Source organism: Methylorubrum sp. SL192 (assembly GCF_026672325.1).
GTDB classification, from domain to species: Bacteria; Pseudomonadota; Alphaproteobacteria; order Rhizobiales; family Beijerinckiaceae; genus Methylobacterium; species Methylobacterium extorquens.
Genome location: NZ_JAPPQV010000003.1, coordinates 94,867 through 109,616 on the forward strand (window position 1 = coordinate 94,867; position 14,750 = coordinate 109,616).

Annotated in this window: 12 protein-coding genes; 6 read left to right on the forward strand and 6 right to left on the reverse strand. The window is 65.7% G+C overall.

Annotation, left to right across the window (positions count from 1 at the left end):
• Nucleotides 1-192 precede the first annotated feature (192 nt).
• Nucleotides 193-2,103, forward strand: a complete 1,911-nt coding sequence (locus OVA30_RS01460) for a potassium transporter Kup (RefSeq protein WP_268174354.1) — start codon at nucleotides 193-195, stop codon at nucleotides 2,101-2,103.
• Between the two features lie 58 nt (nucleotides 2,104-2,161).
• Here OVA30_RS01460 and OVA30_RS01465 read toward each other — a convergent pair whose 3' ends face one another.
• The 3 genes from OVA30_RS01465 to OVA30_RS01475 all read right to left on the reverse strand — a co-directional run bounded on the left by OVA30_RS01465 (nucleotide 2,162) and on the right by OVA30_RS01475 (nucleotide 3,978).
• Entirely contained in the window at nucleotides 2,162-2,623 is a 462-nt protein-coding gene (locus OVA30_RS01465) for a DUF2867 domain-containing protein (RefSeq protein WP_268174356.1), read from the reverse strand.
• Between the two features lie 95 nt (nucleotides 2,624-2,718).
• Nucleotides 2,719-2,916, reverse strand: a complete 198-nt coding sequence (locus OVA30_RS01470; RefSeq protein WP_268174357.1) for an SDR family oxidoreductase — start codon at nucleotides 2,914-2,916, stop codon at nucleotides 2,719-2,721.
• Nucleotides 2,917-2,985: 69 nt separating this feature from the next.
• Nucleotides 2,986-3,978, reverse strand: coding sequence for a hypothetical protein (locus tag OVA30_RS01475; RefSeq protein ID WP_268174358.1), 993 nt, complete (start codon nucleotides 3,976-3,978; stop codon nucleotides 2,986-2,988).
• 795 nt (nucleotides 3,979-4,773) lie between these two features.
• Between OVA30_RS01475 and OVA30_RS01480 the strand changes: the two genes are divergently transcribed.
• Nucleotides 4,774-5,826 (forward strand): alpha/beta hydrolase family protein, encoded by a 1,053-nt coding sequence (locus OVA30_RS01480; RefSeq protein WP_326493603.1) that lies wholly within the window; start codon nucleotides 4,774-4,776, stop codon nucleotides 5,824-5,826.
• 34 nt (nucleotides 5,827-5,860) lie between these two features.
• The gene (locus OVA30_RS01485) at nucleotides 5,861-6,994 is read left to right on the forward strand and encodes a metallophosphoesterase (protein ID WP_268174360.1); all 1,134 of its coding nucleotides are present in this window, start codon (nucleotides 5,861-5,863) and stop codon (nucleotides 6,992-6,994) included.
• Nucleotides 6,995-7,395: 401 nt separating this feature from the next.
• Here the strand turns inward: OVA30_RS01485 and OVA30_RS01490 are convergent, their stop codons facing one another.
• The gene (locus OVA30_RS01490; RefSeq protein ID WP_003605492.1) at nucleotides 7,396-7,755 is read right to left on the reverse strand and encodes an ATPase inhibitor subunit zeta; all 360 of its coding nucleotides are present in this window, start codon (nucleotides 7,753-7,755) and stop codon (nucleotides 7,396-7,398) included.
• Between the two features lie 241 nt (nucleotides 7,756-7,996).
• On the opposite strand from OVA30_RS01490, the gene OVA30_RS01495 reads away from it, so the two are divergent.
• On the forward strand, nucleotides 7,997-8,227 hold the full coding sequence (locus OVA30_RS01495) for a hypothetical protein (RefSeq protein ID WP_003603602.1): 231 nt from the start codon (nucleotides 7,997-7,999) through the stop codon (nucleotides 8,225-8,227).
• A gap of 361 nt (nucleotides 8,228-8,588) precedes the next feature.
• Here OVA30_RS01495 and OVA30_RS01500 read toward each other — a convergent pair whose 3' ends face one another.
• A complete protein-coding gene (locus tag OVA30_RS01500; RefSeq protein WP_056502789.1) occupies nucleotides 8,589-9,086 on the reverse strand; it encodes a YciE/YciF ferroxidase family protein in 498 nt (165 codons plus the stop codon).
• Between the two features lie 367 nt (nucleotides 9,087-9,453).
• Entirely contained in the window at nucleotides 9,454-10,938 is a 1,485-nt protein-coding gene (locus tag OVA30_RS01505) for a DUF2252 domain-containing protein (RefSeq protein ID WP_268174361.1), read from the reverse strand.
• A 470-nt stretch (nucleotides 10,939-11,408) separates the two neighbouring features.
• Between OVA30_RS01505 and OVA30_RS01510 the strand changes: the two genes are divergently transcribed.
• Both OVA30_RS01510 and OVA30_RS01515 read left to right on the forward strand, forming a co-directional pair.
• Nucleotides 11,409-12,248 (forward strand): formate/nitrite transporter family protein, encoded by an 840-nt coding sequence (locus OVA30_RS01510; RefSeq protein WP_003603596.1) that lies wholly within the window; start codon nucleotides 11,409-11,411, stop codon nucleotides 12,246-12,248.
• 67 nt (nucleotides 12,249-12,315) lie between these two features.
• Entirely contained in the window at nucleotides 12,316-14,031 is a 1,716-nt protein-coding gene (locus tag OVA30_RS01515) for a bifunctional protein-serine/threonine kinase/phosphatase (RefSeq protein WP_268174362.1), read from the forward strand.
• Nucleotides 14,032-14,750 lie beyond the last annotated feature (719 nt).

Genomic DNA, 14,750 nt, shown 5'->3' on the forward strand with positions numbered 1-14,750 from the left:
TCGGCCGGGCGCGGGGAGCGAAGGTCCGCGGCCGCAGCGATGGTTCCTCGGATGTCCGAGCCAGCCCTCGGGTGGCATGTGGGAATGGTGAGGCTTGCCCGAGCAAGATGCTTTTGCCGCGAACGAACCGAGCCGCTTGGCCGTTGAAGGCCGATCCTGGCGGGAACTGCCCGTGTTCGGAGGAAGCGTCGGATGTCGGGTTCCACAACTGAACTCTCGGCCTTGCAGACGCCGCCATCGGCCGATGCGGGCCACGGCTCCAAGACCAGCTTTTGGGCGCTGACTCTCGGATCCGTCGGCATCGTTTACGGCGACATCGGGACCAGCCCCCTCTACGCGCTGAAGGAATCCCTGCACGCTGCCGCAGGCGGGGGGCACGCCCCGACGCGCGACATGGTGTTTGGCGTCGTCTCGCTGATCCTGTGGGCCCTCATCCTCATCGTGACGCTGAAGTACGTGCTGCTCGTCATGCGCGCCGACAACGGGGGTGAAGGCGGTACGCCCTCCCTGGTGGCGCTCGCCCAGCGGGTGCTCGGCCAGTCCGGCAGTTTCGTCATCGTGCTCGGCATGGTCGGCATCGCCCTGTTCTACGGCGACGCCATCATCACCCCGGCCATCTCGGTGCTGTCCGCCGTCGAAGGGTTGAAGCTCGTCACCCCGGCCTTCGAGCCGTACGTGCTGCCCCTCAGCCTCGCTATCCTGATCGGCCTGTTCGCGGTCCAGAGCCATGGCACGGCGCGGGTGGCGACCTTCTTCGGGCCGATCACGGCGTTCTGGTTCGTCGTCATGGCGCTCGGCGGCCTCAGCCATCTCGCCGACGACCTGAGCATCCTGGCGGCCTTCAACCCGGCCTACGGCGTCAGTTTCCTGCTCAACCATGGCACGGCCGGCCTGCTGGCGCTGGGTGCCGTCTTCCTCGCCGTGACCGGCGCCGAGGCGCTTTACGCCGACATGGGCCATTTCGGCCGTTCGCCGATCCGTGCGGCATGGTTCGGCCTGATCCTGCCGGCGCTCGCCCTGAATTACCTGGGACAGGGCGCCATGCTGCTCGCCCATCCCGAGCGCATCGAGAACCCCTTCTTCCTGCTCTACCCGTCCTGGGCCCTGCTGCCGATGGTGCTGCTCGCCACCGTGGCGACCGTCATCGCGAGCCAAGCCGTCATCACCGGCACCTTCTCGATCACCCAGCAGGCCATGCAGCTCGGGTTGCTGCCGCGCATGCGCGTGCAGCGGACCTCCGAGACCGAGAAGGGGCAGATCTACATTCCGCGGGTGAACTGGTGGCTGCTCGTGGCCGTCGTGTTCCTGGTGGTGCTGTTCAAGTCGTCGAGCGCCCTGGCGGCGGCCTACGGCATTGCGGTCACCGGAGACATGGTCATCACGGCGAGCCTGCTTTTCATCGTTGCCTGGAAGGCATGGCGCTGGTCACCCGTGCTGGCGGCCGTGGTCATCGCCCCGTTCCTGCTCATCGAGTTGGTGTTCCTGTCCGCCAACGCGCTCAAGCTGCTCCATGGCGGCTGGGTGCCGCTGACCATCGGGGCGGCCCTTGTGACGGCCATGTGGACCTGGCGGCGCGGTTCGGCCCTGGTTGCTGAGGAGATCCACCGGCGTCGCGTTCCCCTGTCGAACTTCACGCGCATGGCCGAGACCGGCTCGGTCCTGCGGGCACCGGGCACGGCCGTATTCCTGACCGGCTCGCCGGGCGACACGCCCGGGGCCTTGATGCACAACGTGAAGCACAACCACGTGCTGCATGCCCGCAACGTCATCCTGCACGTGGTCACCGAGGACCTGCCGCGGGTGCCTCAGGCGGACCGCGTGACGGTCAAGCCGCTCTCGGACGTCTTCACCTGCGTGACGGTGCGCTTCGGGTTCATGGAGCTGCCGGACCTGCCCCGTGCCTTGGCCGCAGCGGGCTTCGACGCGAGCAACCTGTCCTACTTCCTGACCCGGCGGGTCCTGGTGCCCTCGCCGGAGACAGGCATGCCGGTCTGGCAGGATCGGCTCTACATCGCCATGGCGCGCGCGGCGACGGACGCGTCCCGCTACTTCCGCATCCCGGTCGACAGGGCCGTCGAGATCGGCGCCCGGATCGACATCTGAGGACACGATTCCCTGCCAGGGCGGGTCAAAGTGCCGTCCGGGACGCGCGGCGGCGCATTCAGCGCATCCCGGCCCTTGCCAGGGCGGAGCGGACGACGCGTACGTGCCCGGGGTGGATGGCGGCGAGGTAAGCGCGCCCGAACAGGTTATGGCAACGGACCACGCTGGTGGCGGTGAGGTCTTCCCGTCCATCGTCGCGCGTGACCAGAAGCAGCGACAGGCGGAAATCGAGGTGGCGGTCGTCCTCGCCGAGCACGATCTCCCGGTCCGAGCGCGAGAGCACGGGGAAGAAACCGATCCGGTCCCGTCCGCCGGTCTCCAACCGGGTCCGGATTTGGCCCGACGTCCGCACCCCGAAGGGGCGCACGGCCCCGTCGCGCAACCACATGGCCAGGGTGACCCAGGCTGCCGGGTTCGACAGCGCATCCTCGGCAAGCCTGGACAAATCGTGCGGCCCCGGCCCGGGCAGCCTCACCGCGAAGGCGTCGGCGAGGTCGGCGCCGGCGTACCAGGAGGTCACGGCGCAGTCGGAGGGCAGCGGGACGGGCCTGACGTCGGTTCGCTTCCGCGATGCCGGGGAAATAGAGGGCATCATGCGAGGCTACCGCGATCCGGTCAGAGCGTCGACACCGACCCGCCCTCAACGCGTAGGTTCGTCCCGGTGACGAAGCCCGCCCGGTCGGATGCGAGGACCACGACGGCGGCGACGTCTTCCGGCCTGCATGGGCGGCTGAGGCCGATGTTCGGGCGGAACGCGGCGAGGGTGTGGGTCAGGCTGTTGATGGCCGCCTTGGCCATGGAATAGATCGGCACCGCTGCCAATCAGGCGCAGACGGTGGCCGCCCATTCGAAGGTCAACCTCGGTCCCGAGGCGAACCCAAGTTAGAACTCCATGCCAAACTTGACCCGGACGTTGTGCCGCTCGAACTGGTTGAGCCCAAGGGCACGGCCAGCGAGGGTCGGATCTGCATCCCGACCCCAAACCTGCCCCGCATACGCGGCTGTCAGCCAGATCTTCTCAGTAAACCTATGATGCAGGGCGGGCCCCACAGTGAGCGCTTCGCTCTCCAGCTGGTTTAGGAAAATTCCCTCATATCCGCGTAGGTAGCGTACTTCCGGACCGAAATACGTGTTCTCCCCAATCCGTCCCACCAGGACGTTCGACCACAGGAATGTCGAGGAGCGGTAGCCAGGACCACCACCCCGCTGGCGGCCAGCGGCGGGCTCGAAGCTGATGTTGCTGCCGTACCAGAGCTTGTCCGGCACCACCTGAACGTCGAGCTGGAGCAGGCTCTCAAGGTCGAAGATGTTGGCGCCATTGCCTTCAACGGGCAGGATACGGGTAAATCGGGGACGCACCTCCAGGGCGAGCCCCAATGGCTGCTCCTTCGTACCTTTCAGAAACTGGTACTTCACCTCCATGGAGACACCGTCGAAGGTGCCGTAGGATTTGTCGTCCAGATCCACGATGTTGCGTTGCCGCCGCAGCGTGCCGAAAGCGCTGAATTCGATACTCAGCTTGTCGATGGGGTTGAACTGGTAGGCAAACCGCGTATCGAGCACGCGATAAGTCGATGGGCCAGGACCGTCTCTGCGCTTGCTGACGCGTGTGACGGTATCGATTACGACTTCCTGTTCACCCTTCTCTCCGGCATCAGCGCCTTCCGTGAAGCCGAACAGGTGCTCGGTATCGACGTCCTTCTTGTCGGACTTCTCTGCCTTCTGATCCTTGTCTGCGCTGCCTCCCGGCGAACCGTTCTGTTCCGTCTGAGGCTTGTCACTTGGTTTGGCCTGAGCAGAGGGCGGAATGGCGAGAGTGAGCAGTACGCCCAACACTACCGAGACGTGTCGAATTGGCCTGTTGCTTCCGGTCATGATCCTGCGAGGGCCTTGGGTGGGCAGTGCTCCAGCACGTCCGCTTAGAACCGATGTTGGCCGATCTGCCTGCTGCTAAAATGCCACTCGCACAAAAACTCATGGTGTCAGGGGATTATGTGGTCGGGGATGATCGTACCAAACGTCCGCAGAGCGTCGAGAGCGGCAATTCCGGCCTAATGAGTTGAATGTCGGCTGCCGGCGCAGAGCCGACGTTCAGCATCCGCGCGCGGAACAGCAGCTTTCCACCCTAAGCGGCCCCCAACGTTCGCCGCGGGAGCGTGATGAGCGTGCGGCGGTGCTCGTTCTCATCCTCGCCATGCGGGTTATGGTCCTGGCCCGCCAACAGATGCACTTCCGGGGTGTGCGTTGCCCGCAGCAAGCGTGCTTCGAGCCGTTGCGTCATCGCCACCGACCCCATCGCGTCCTGCGTGCTGTGACTGAGGAACAGGAGGCCGGCCTACCGTTCGATCTCGATCGGCATCGTCGGCAGAAGAACGTCTGACGAACCGCGCTAGGTCCAGGCCCGCTCCGCCGGGTCCCAGGACCGCCATCCGGGATCTCCGCTGTCCCGACAGCTCGCAGCGATGAAGGCACCGTAGATCACGTCTTGCGCGGCGTAGGCGGCCACGGCGTCAGGCAGGCGGGGAACGCCGTCCTGCGCCATCAAAGAGGTAACAAGCAAGGCGTGTTCGGCCGCCCGCGGTGTGCGCCTCCTCACCGCGTTCAGGACGGCAAGTGCCCTAGCCAGCGACGTGTGTCGATGTCGCCACCGTCTCAAAGAGGCAGGCCCCTGTGAGGGAAGACGCAGTTCCGCGCCTCGGCTACAGCCGGCGTCGCTTCACGGCCATGATCGTCGGCGGCTTCGCGACAGGCGTGGTCACCCGCGCGATCCGTCCGGCCGAGGCGGCGCCCGAGGACGTCCGTATCGCCGATCTGGACTGGGTCGATGCCCGTCGCGACCGCCGCGTTCCGGCGCGCTTGTACTGGCCGGCCCCGGGAGCACCGGCGGGGCCTGTTCCCCTGATCGTCTTCTCGCACGGCCTCGGTCAGTCGCGGACCGGCTACAGCTATCTCGGGCGCCACTGGGCGGCCAACGGCTACGCCAGCCTTCACGTGCAGCACGTCGGAAGCGACGGCAGCGTGTGGGCCGGCAATCCGTTCGAGGTTCTCGATCGCGTGAACGTCGCAGCGGACGAACGCGAGGCGATCGCTCGGGCCGCCGACATGAGCTTCGCTCTCGACCGCCTCCTCGACAAGGACAGCGCCTTCGCCGCGCTCATCGACCGGGCGCGTATCGTCGCCGCCGGCCATTCCTACGGTGCGAACACGACCTTGATCGTCGGCGGGGCGCGTGTTGTTCGCGAAGGGCGGACAATCGATCGTAGGGACATGCGCTTCAAGGCCGGCATCGTCATCTCGGCGCCGCCGTTCTACGGCGAGCGTGACCTGCACGCCGTGCTCGCGGCCATCACCATCCCAACCTTCCACGTGACCGCGACTGCGGACGTCATCGCGTTGCCCGGTCGACGGTCGCCCGTGCAGGATCGTCTTGAGGTCTACGAGGCGGTCGGGACGACAAGGAAGGCGCTGGCGGTCTTCCAGGGCGGGTCGCACAGCATCTTCACCGACCGGCTGCTGACAGGCGGAGTAACGCTCAATCCGCAGGTCAAACAGGCGACCGCAGAAGGCGCGCTGGCCTTCCTCGACCTGGTATTCCGAGGCGACCCCTCACCGTTGTCGTCATGGAGCGGGGCCTGGAGCCCGATCCTAGCCGTGGCGCCCACAGCTTACCTCGTCACCGAATCGTCGCGGCACCCATCACGCCGATATCGTCCCCGCTCGTAGCGGTTGCGCCAACCCTGCCCCGCTCGGACGGTCCATGTTCCACCTGATCTTCGGTCTGCCCTGCCTGTACGTCATCGCCAGGGTGCTGTGGCCCCTGCCTTGGCCGTTCGCGCTGAAGACCTGCGTTGCGGTCCTCCTGCTCGTTGCATCCCAGTACCACCTGTGGAGCCGCCTCTCCTCGGGCTCCGTGTTCTCACCCGAGTTTCCGCGCGCGTTGGTCATCCTGTTCAACTGGGCCTTCGGCGCGATCTTCCTGTTAGCAGCGATGCAATTGGCGCTCGATGTCGTGACGCTGGTCAGCAAGCTCGTGCCCGGAGGCGGCTGGCCGCTGCCGGCGACGTGGCGCTACGCCGAGGCAGCTCTGGCCATGCTTCTGTCGGCGGTCGCGGTGCAGCAGGCCGTGCGGGTGCCCCCGCTGAAGGATGTCACCGTCGAGATCGAGAACCTCCCGGCCGGCTTCGACGGCTATACCCTTCTCCAGCTGACTGACCTGCATATCAGCCGCCTGTTCCCGGCGAGTTGGACGCGCGAGGTCGTGGCGCAATCCAACGCGCTCGGTGTCGATCTTATCGTAATCACCGGTGACCTGATCGACGGGTCCCTTGCCACCCGTCGTGCCGACGTCGAACCGCTGCGTGATCTCCGGGCCCCCGATGGGGTCTGGCTGATCCCAGGCAACCACGAATACTTCTTCGAGTACACGGCGTGGATGCGCCACTATGCCGAGTTGGGCATGGCCGTGCTTGCGAACCGGCACACGGTCCTGAGGCGCGGTGATGATACCCTAGTCCTGGCTGGTGTGACTGACCTTTCGGCCTCGCATTCCGGCCAGCCGGCCCACGACCTCGATGCGGCGTTGGCCGATGCTCCGGTCGGCGCCCCGATCGTCCTCCTCGACCATCAGCCGAGGGATGCGGCCAGGGCGGCCATGAAGGGTGTGGCCCTGCAACTGTCGGGTCACACGCATGGCGGGATGATCGTGGGTCTCGATAGGCTGGTCGCGCGGGCGAATGGCGGCTTCGTCTCGGGCGCATACGCGGTCGGCGGTATGACGCTTTACGTCAATAACGGCACGGCGCTGTGGCCGGGCTTCGCCCTCCGATTAGGTCCTCCGTCCGAGCTGACGCGTATCACGCTCCGGGCCAGAGTTCGGCCTCGCACGAAGTGACGGAAACCAGGTCTGGCTCCGCCTTCAGGGTTCGAAGAAGCGACTCGCCCTCGAAACACGGCCATCGCGTCAGGCCACCAGACCGGTCTGAGTCGCACCTCGCACCCATCATCTGGGGAAGATCGCTGCGGCGGCCCCAGCCCGACGCCTAGGGCATCGAAGGAAAAACCTCATGTCTAGCAAACGAGTAGATCGCGCGCCCGAAAGGATTCGGCGTGGCACAACTTCAGCAAGAACGATTGCGTGCCTTAGTCGGACGTCACAAAGACATCCTCCGAGCCGCGCGCTTACGGGGCTTGTGAGTAGGAGCAGAGAATGTCTTCCTCATAGCCGCTGACGAGCTCCGGCTGAGACCGTCTTCGTCTGGCTCGGCCGCGGCTGCGATCTCTATCGTTATTGCGCTACAAACGGGAAGAGCTGCGAACTGGCGAGCGCGGTGTCACGACCGGCCTGGATCTGAGAGCAGGATCGCTGCCGCCCAACATCACGGCTCTCAGTTCTTCGAGGCTGAAGTCTGCGAGGTTGGCTGCCAGATCGGCGCGCACCCGTTCGAGCAAGGCCTCGTTGCTGGCGCCATGGATCATTGCATCGATCAGCACGTCAGCGTAGGCGCGGCTCGTCCGAGCATCACAGCCAAGTTTCCGGATCGCGAAATCAGCCAATGCTTGGGCGCCAGCGCGGCGGTTCAGAAAGCGTCGTTCCTCGCCGATCACAAATAAAAGCTCTTCGGCGCGTTCTCTCTCCTCGAACGATCTAAGCATCTTCTCCCTCCACAACAGATCGGCGGATGCGAGCGTGCGAAGATCGCAACATGCGACCAATCACGGCGAAAGCCAAGAGAAATCGCCTTTACTGTCACGGCGGCCTCCGAGGCGTTGGCGAACCCAAATCATGGCCGTGCCACGGTGGCGTGAGTAGCCAGACTCCGTTCGCGGTAGGAAGCCGTGAGCGCGGGCGTTCTGTCACAGCGCGAAAGCAGCCATCGCCGACCATGTTGAGGCCATGCGACCTGCACCCTTTACCATCGTCATATCCGGCAAGCGGTACGAGTGCCGTGTTGCTGGGAACACTGAAGCCGAGGCCGCCGATACGGCCGAGCACATCCTGCATCAGCTCCGACAGGAGGAGCGGGTTTGGCCTGGGCAGGTCAACATCGAGTGCGAGGATTTCGAAGCGGCAAAGCGTCTTGCCGCGTACTTCGCCACCATCACCGTCGAACCCGACCTCAAGTGAGTTCTGCCGCGATGCGGTGTGTCTAGCCCGCAACCTAGTGCGAGAACGGTGAGGCTGCCCTCACGGTCTGGTCGGGTTCGGGGCGCCTCATCGCCCGGTGGACAGCCCGTTGTCATCGATGGATCCATGGAGGGCGCGTGCGTTGATCAATTCCCTAGCCGCGATCTTTACCGTCTGGCCTTGCAGTTCGAGCGCCCTCACCCGCTGACCGCGCGCGATGGCGCGCAACGCCTCAACGTCGGAGTCGTCGGGGATCTCTGAGGCCAGTCGCGCAGTCTCATCCGCCGCCACCCAGGGCGAGCGAGGTGCAGGCAAGTTCCGCTCGGTGAAAGCGCTGCCGCTTGGGCGGCAGCGCTTTCAACTACTTCGTGGCAACCTGCTGCAGGCTCTCAGCCAACTGGCTGGCGAACTCATCGCCCTTGTAGATCTCCGAGACAGCCTGCTTCAGCTTCTGCTCGTCCTCCGACTTGCCAAGAGCCTTGGCGTAAGCGGCCGCTGATCCGAACCCAGCCAAACCGTAATGCGCCATGCGCTGGTACTGGGCGATGATCACCACGTCCCGAAGCTGGCCATCCTGCGGGGCCTCTTCGGACGCGTGCTTACGCGCCTCGGTGACCAGCCCTTCCATGCCCTTGCAGTGCTCCGGCTCAGCCTTTCCTCCGGCTTGCTCGATCAAGCTCTTGAGGATGCCAGTGTGCTTGTTGATACCCTCGACCGATTTCTCAAGCATTTGCTTCAGCTTGGCGTCGCTAGCCTTCTGACTGAGCTGTTGAACGGTACGGGCCATCTGGTCGTTAGCAGACCAATTATCTTTCAGTTCATCGAGGTATACATCTTGCAGACTGCGGGGTGCTGACATGAGGAACCTCCTTGAGCTCCTCCGGCCAACCTCCAACTTCTGCCGACGTTCCTGACAGAGTTAGCGTCGTTCGTGCCGCAAATGCCTGAAACCACCTTTTCCGCCCGTTCCAGCCACGTGCAGGGTTAGGGGCTGGCAGGCGGTCACCGTCCTGGCAGACGATATGGGACACCGGCTTCTGGAGAAACCAGCCTCAAGCCGCGGCTCGGGTACATCAACCCGCGCGCTTGGCACTCCAGCTGCCAGCGCAGTCCACAAATCCGCCGACGTGCGCCATGCCCCAACGCCGTTACCTCTGATGTTCAGGCGGGCAGAGGCCCGGTTCAGTACACTGGGCGATGGAAATGTCGGCCGCTCTCTTCCTCCATCACAAATGCGGGTCATCCGCTGCCGTGAGGCGACCTTCGGCTATCGCGGCACGAAACATCTCGTAGTCGGCCGCATTTCGATCCCCATAGGCCTGCGCCCAATCAGCAAGGGCTTCACGCAGGTCGGCACGCCCATCGTGACCGAAGTAGCCCGCGATCGCCGCTGCATCCCCAGTGCGGGCATGCGCCTTCGCCAGCAGCGCACCGTACGCGTGCGAGAAGTACATCAGCGAGCGACCCGCCATACGACTGAGCGGGATCTCGCCCTTCATGTTCTTCATCTGACGCACGTAGAATGGGCGGCCACCGATGCTGGTCCAGCCGAGTAGCGGGTCGCCCACTGCCTGCAGCAGGCGCTGTCCGTAGATGACGCGTTCGCCCTCGTGGCTCGCATAGGGCTCGGGCATGCCGCGCAGATACGGTGCGCTTGCCGGTCGCACGGCTTCCTTGACCTGGAGGAAGAGCGCATCCTGGTCCGAATTTCCGCATAACAAGGCGACATAGGCCCGCGTGCCGACGCTACCGACGCCAACCACTCGGTGCGCGACATCGACGACGTGGTAGCGGCTCAGCATGAACCGGCGCTCGCGCGGCAGCGTCTCGGCGTAGCGTTCCAGTCCGGCCGTGACGCTCTGGCGTGTCGCTTCATCGACGCGGGTGAGGATCGGCGGCTCCTCGCGGAAGCGCCAGCCACCATCCGTGCGCCGCTCGCCGACCCGATCGAGCAGGCTCTGATTATTCTTGCGTCTGGCCTTCTCGACGGCTCGGTGCACCACGGCCTGCGACTGGGCATCGATTTCAATGCCGATGAAGTCGAGATCATCAGCGCGCGCGGCCTGCTGCCAGACGTCCAACGATCCGCGCGGAGCGAGATCGTCCATGGCGTGCTGGTAGCCCGCGGCGGCGCTTTGGACCGCCTGACGCCGTTCGGTTACGGGCACGGCGGCGTCTCGCGCTGCGACCTCGATACTCGCGCACAGCCGTTTCAGATCCCATTCCCACGGTCCGACCGTGACCTCATCGAAATCGTTGAGATCCAGAACAACGTCGCCCTGTGGAGAGCCGAACAGGCCGAAGTTCGATATATGGGCGTCACCGTTCATCACGACGTCGATCGCACCGCGCGGTCCCTGAGCCAGATCCCAGGCCATGACCTGCGCTGCCCCGCGCAAGAACGCGAACGGCGAGGAAGCCATGCGGGCGACCCGCAGCGGGATGAGGTGTTCCTGCCGGCCAGCATGCGCTCCTTCGATGAGCGAGACCGGATCGGGTCGATCCGCGTCGGCGCCTAGGATGGCATGATCGGCGTGGGGAAGGTCGCGTCGCAGCGTCTTGCCCGCGGCTCGACGCTTATTCCACGGCTCGACTCCGGTGCGCAGGTCAATGTGCGGGAAGTCGGCCAGCGGCTCCAGCACGACCTCTTCAGCAGCCTCGATGATCGCGGCCTGCTCGCCCGATCCTGGTGCTGTGACGTCGTGATCCATCGTGCGTTCCGTCGTCAGGTACGTCCGCGATGAGCCGCGGTCACTCCGCTTACGGCTTGAAGCGGTTGTCCCGCAACGCGACCGAACAGACCCCTTTTTCCCCGACATCCGCCTCTAGAAAAATAAGCAGCCCTCGGCTCGGCGATCGGGCGCGTGCGCTCCTCCTCAGGGATTGATGGCAGACGGGTGAGCTTCGGCTCGGCAGACCGGCGCCGAGCGGCAGGACGCCCGGTCTTGAACGGCGGAAACGCGATCGTCGCCGGAGAGCCGCCCGAACCGTGGCATCGGCAAGGGCGTCGCACGGCACGCTGTGCTGCTCAAACGGGCGTGGATCTTGCTGAGGCGCGACCGACCGGTGCGGGCAAGGCTCGCGCCGGCGGGTCAGACACCACGTCGGACCGGAGGCGCCCGGAGATCCGGGCGGGGACTCGTCGAACCCAGCATCTTCCGGCCGCCACAAGGAAACCAGTATGGCTTACCTCGCGCCCTCCGAATTCGTGACCAAGATGGTCGATGCCGGAGAATCCAAGATTTTCATGGCGACCCGCGACACCGTGATCCGCGCCTACATGGCGGGCGCGATCCTGGCGCTTGCCGCGGTCTTCGCCGTCACCATCACTCAGCAGACCGGAATCCCGATCCTCGGCGCCGCCCTGTTCCCGGTCGGGTTCTGCATGCTCTACCTGCTGGGCTTCGATCTTCTGACCGGCGTCTTCGTGCTGGCCCCGCTGGCGCTCCTCGATCGACGCCCGGGCGTGACCTGGGGCGGGGTGCTGCGCAACTGGGGCCTCGTCTTCCTCGGCAACTTCCTGGGGGCGCTGACGGTGGCCTTCATGATGGCCTTCGTCTTCACCTTCGGCTTCACCGCGCCGGCCGACAAAGTCGGCGAGTTCATCGCCCATGTCGGCGAGCGCCGCACCCTCGGCTATGCCGCCCACGGCGTTGGCGGCTGGTTCACGATCTTCATGCGCGGCATGCTCTGCAACTGGATGGTCTCGACCGGCGTCGTCGGCGCGATGATCTCGACCACGGTGAGCGGCAAGGTCATCGCCATGTGGATGCCCATCATGGTGTTCTTCTACATGACCTTCGAGCACTCGGTGGTGAACATGTTCCTGTTCCCCTTCGGCCTGATGATGGGCGGCAACTTCTCGATCGGGGATTACTTCTTCTGGAACGAGATCCCGACCGTGCTGGGCAACCTCGTCGGCGGCTTGGCCTTCACGGGGCTCACCCTCTACACCACCCACGTCCGCACCGCGCCGAAGCGCACGGCCGTGCAGGGCGAGGCGCGCCGCCTCGCCGCCTGATCCGTGCTTGACCGGACGGGGACCCGCGCCGCAAGGGCACGGGTCCCTGTCCCTTAAGTCCGCCCCGATGCCGAACGACCTCAGGCTCACGCTCGGCCAGCACAGCGCGGCGGGTCGCAAGCCGCACAACCAGGATTTTCACGGGGCGCTCATCCCCGTGCAGCCGGCTCTGGGGCTCAAGGGCGCGGCCCTTGTGATCGCGGACGGGATCGGCAGCAGTGCGGTCAGCCACGTGGCCAGCGAGACCGCGGTCAAGAGCTTCCTTACCGACTACTATGACACCCCCGACACATGGTCGGTGAAGAGCGCGGCGCAGCGCGTGATCGCGGCGGCCAATTCCTGGCTCCACGCCGAGACGCGGCGCAGCCGGCACGAGCCCGACCGCGGCTACGTCACCACCTTCAGCGCCCTCATCCTCAAGGGCCGCACCGCCCACCTCTTCCACGTCGGCGACGGGCGGATCTGCCGGGTTGCGGGCCGCTCCTTGGAGCAGCTGACCGAGGATCACCGCCTCGTCCTGTCGGCGGAGGAATCCTATCTCGGCCGGGCACTCGGCGCGGGCGGACGCGTGGAGATCGACCATGCCAGCCTGCGGACCGAGCCCGGCGACGTCTTCGTCCTGACCACCGACGGCGTGCACGAGCACGTCGATCCAGAGACGATCGCTGGCCTGATCGCGCGCCATGCTGCCGATCTGGACACGGCTGCCCGCGAAATCATCAGACATGCCTACGAAGCCGGCAGCGCCGACAATCTCACCGCACAGATCGTGCGCATTGAGGCAGCACCCGAGGACGGGCCGGCCGATCTAGCGGGCCGCGTCGCGGATCTGGCGCCCGCGCCCCTGCTCGATCCACCGACCGATTTCGATGGCTACCGGGTGCTGCGCACGCTCCACGCGAGCCACCGCAGCCACGTCTATCTCGCGCTGGATTCCGAGACCGGCGCGACCGTCGCCCTCAAGGTGCCCTCGACGGAAGCACGCGATGACCCCGCACAGCTGCGCCGACTGGTCATGGAGGAGTGGATCGCCCGGCGCATCGACAGCCCGCACGTGTTGAAGGCCCAGCCGCAGGCGCGGCGGCGCAGCCACCTCTACACGGCGATGGAGTATGTTGAGGGACGCACGCTGGCGCAGTGGATGCGGGACAATCCCGCGCCGGACCTCGAGACCGTGCGCAGCCTTGTCGAGCAGATCGCGCGGGGCCTGCAGGCCTTTCACCGGCGCGAGATGGTGCACCAGGACCTGCGGCCTCAGAACGTCCTGATCGACGCCGCCGGCACCGTACGGATCATCGATTTCGGCGCGACGCGCGTGGCGGGCGTGGCCGAGCTCGCCCCCGAGGAACCGGTGCTCGGCACCCAGCAGTACAGCGCGCCCGAATACCTCGCCGGCCATCCCGGTACATCCGCGGCGGACGTGTTCTCCCTCGGGATCATCGCCTACCAAATGCTGACCGGACAGTTGCCCTATGGCGCGGCGGCCGCCCGGGCCTTGACCGAGGCGCGGGCGCAGCGCCTGCGTTACGTCCCGCTCTCGGCCGTGCGGCCGGGCCTGCCGGTCTGGATCGACGGCGCGCTGCGCAAGGCCGTCCACCCGAACCCGGCGCTGCGCTACGAGGCGTTGTCGGCCTTCACCTACGACCTGCGCCACCCGAACCCTTCGCTCGCTGGAATGCGCCGGGCGGCTTTGCTGGAGCGCAATCCGGTCCTGTTCTGGAAACTGGTCTCGCTAGGGCTCGGGCTCGCGCTCCTCGCCCTGCTGGTGAGCCGAGCGGTTTGAGCACGCTGGCCGACGCTTCTCTCCGCTTTGAACCGTGCGTTCCACTTCGCGGCCAGTGGATCGTCAATCGCAACGTGCATTGGAGCGAGTGAAGGCACGGCAGCGAGCACGAAGTTGTGGGGCTTCGTTGTCTGAACCTAGTCGGACATTGAGCGGCGATCGAGCGGACCCAGCGCTACATCGGAGATTGGTGGCGGACGGGGGGCTAGGGACGGGCGGAGCGGCGCCGGGGTGATCGTGCGACCCGACCTCCACCCCATAATCGCCCTGCAGAATGGGCACCGAAGGCTGGCGATCAGTGGGCGGAGGCCCGTCTACCTAAGGCCTACCCTCCAGTAGGCGTCGATACCGGACTTGCCCCATCTCGGTTCGCCGCGGTGGGGTTTTTCACGTGCCTACCCATGCAGGGGCGCTACGCAGCACATGAAGGGCCAAGCCTCCTAGAACGACGCCGGCACCGATCAGCACGAGGATGTCGCCGAGTGTCATAGGTTGTTTCATGGCTGCTGTTTGCAGCCAAATGCACCCATCGATCTATACAGGCAGCCGCACGGGGCACTCTCACGCTCTGCCGACAGCACATGGTCCCGCGTGGATTAAATCGTAGAGCCGATACCTTGCCCGATCGCAGATTGCCCGACTAAGGCCCCCGCCGCGCGGGGCTTTTCGTTTCTGGCTCGAAGCAGACGCTCCGCTTACGACCTATGGCATTCGTGCGG

What these genes read in the sequence shown, in the direction of transcription:
- OVA30_RS01475 (WP_268174358.1), bottom strand. Translation starts at nt 3,978, where the DNA reads ATGACCGGAAGCAACAGGCCAATTCGACACGTCTCGGTAGTGTTGGGC.
- OVA30_RS01485 (WP_268174360.1), top strand. Translation starts at nt 5,861, where the DNA reads ATGTTCCACCTGATCTTCGGTCTGCCCTGCCTGTACGTCATCGCCAGG.
- OVA30_RS01460 (WP_268174354.1), top strand. Translation starts at nt 193, where the DNA reads ATGTCGGGTTCCACAACTGAACTCTCGGCCTTGCAGACGCCGCCATCG.
- OVA30_RS01510 (WP_003603596.1), top strand. Translation starts at nt 11,409, where the DNA reads ATGGCTTACCTCGCGCCCTCCGAATTCGTGACCAAGATGGTCGATGCC.
- OVA30_RS01495 (WP_003603602.1), top strand. Translation starts at nt 7,997, where the DNA reads ATGCGACCTGCACCCTTTACCATCGTCATATCCGGCAAGCGGTACGAG.
- OVA30_RS01490 (WP_003605492.1), bottom strand. Translation starts at nt 7,755, where the DNA reads ATGCTTAGATCGTTCGAGGAGAGAGAACGCGCCGAAGAGCTTTTATTT.
- OVA30_RS01505 (WP_268174361.1), bottom strand. Translation starts at nt 10,938, where the DNA reads ATGGATCACGACGTCACAGCACCAGGATCGGGCGAGCAGGCCGCGATC.
- OVA30_RS01500 (WP_056502789.1), bottom strand. Translation starts at nt 9,086, where the DNA reads ATGTCAGCACCCCGCAGTCTGCAAGATGTATACCTCGATGAACTGAAA.
- OVA30_RS01515 (WP_268174362.1), top strand. Translation starts at nt 12,316, where the DNA reads ATGCCGAACGACCTCAGGCTCACGCTCGGCCAGCACAGCGCGGCGGGT.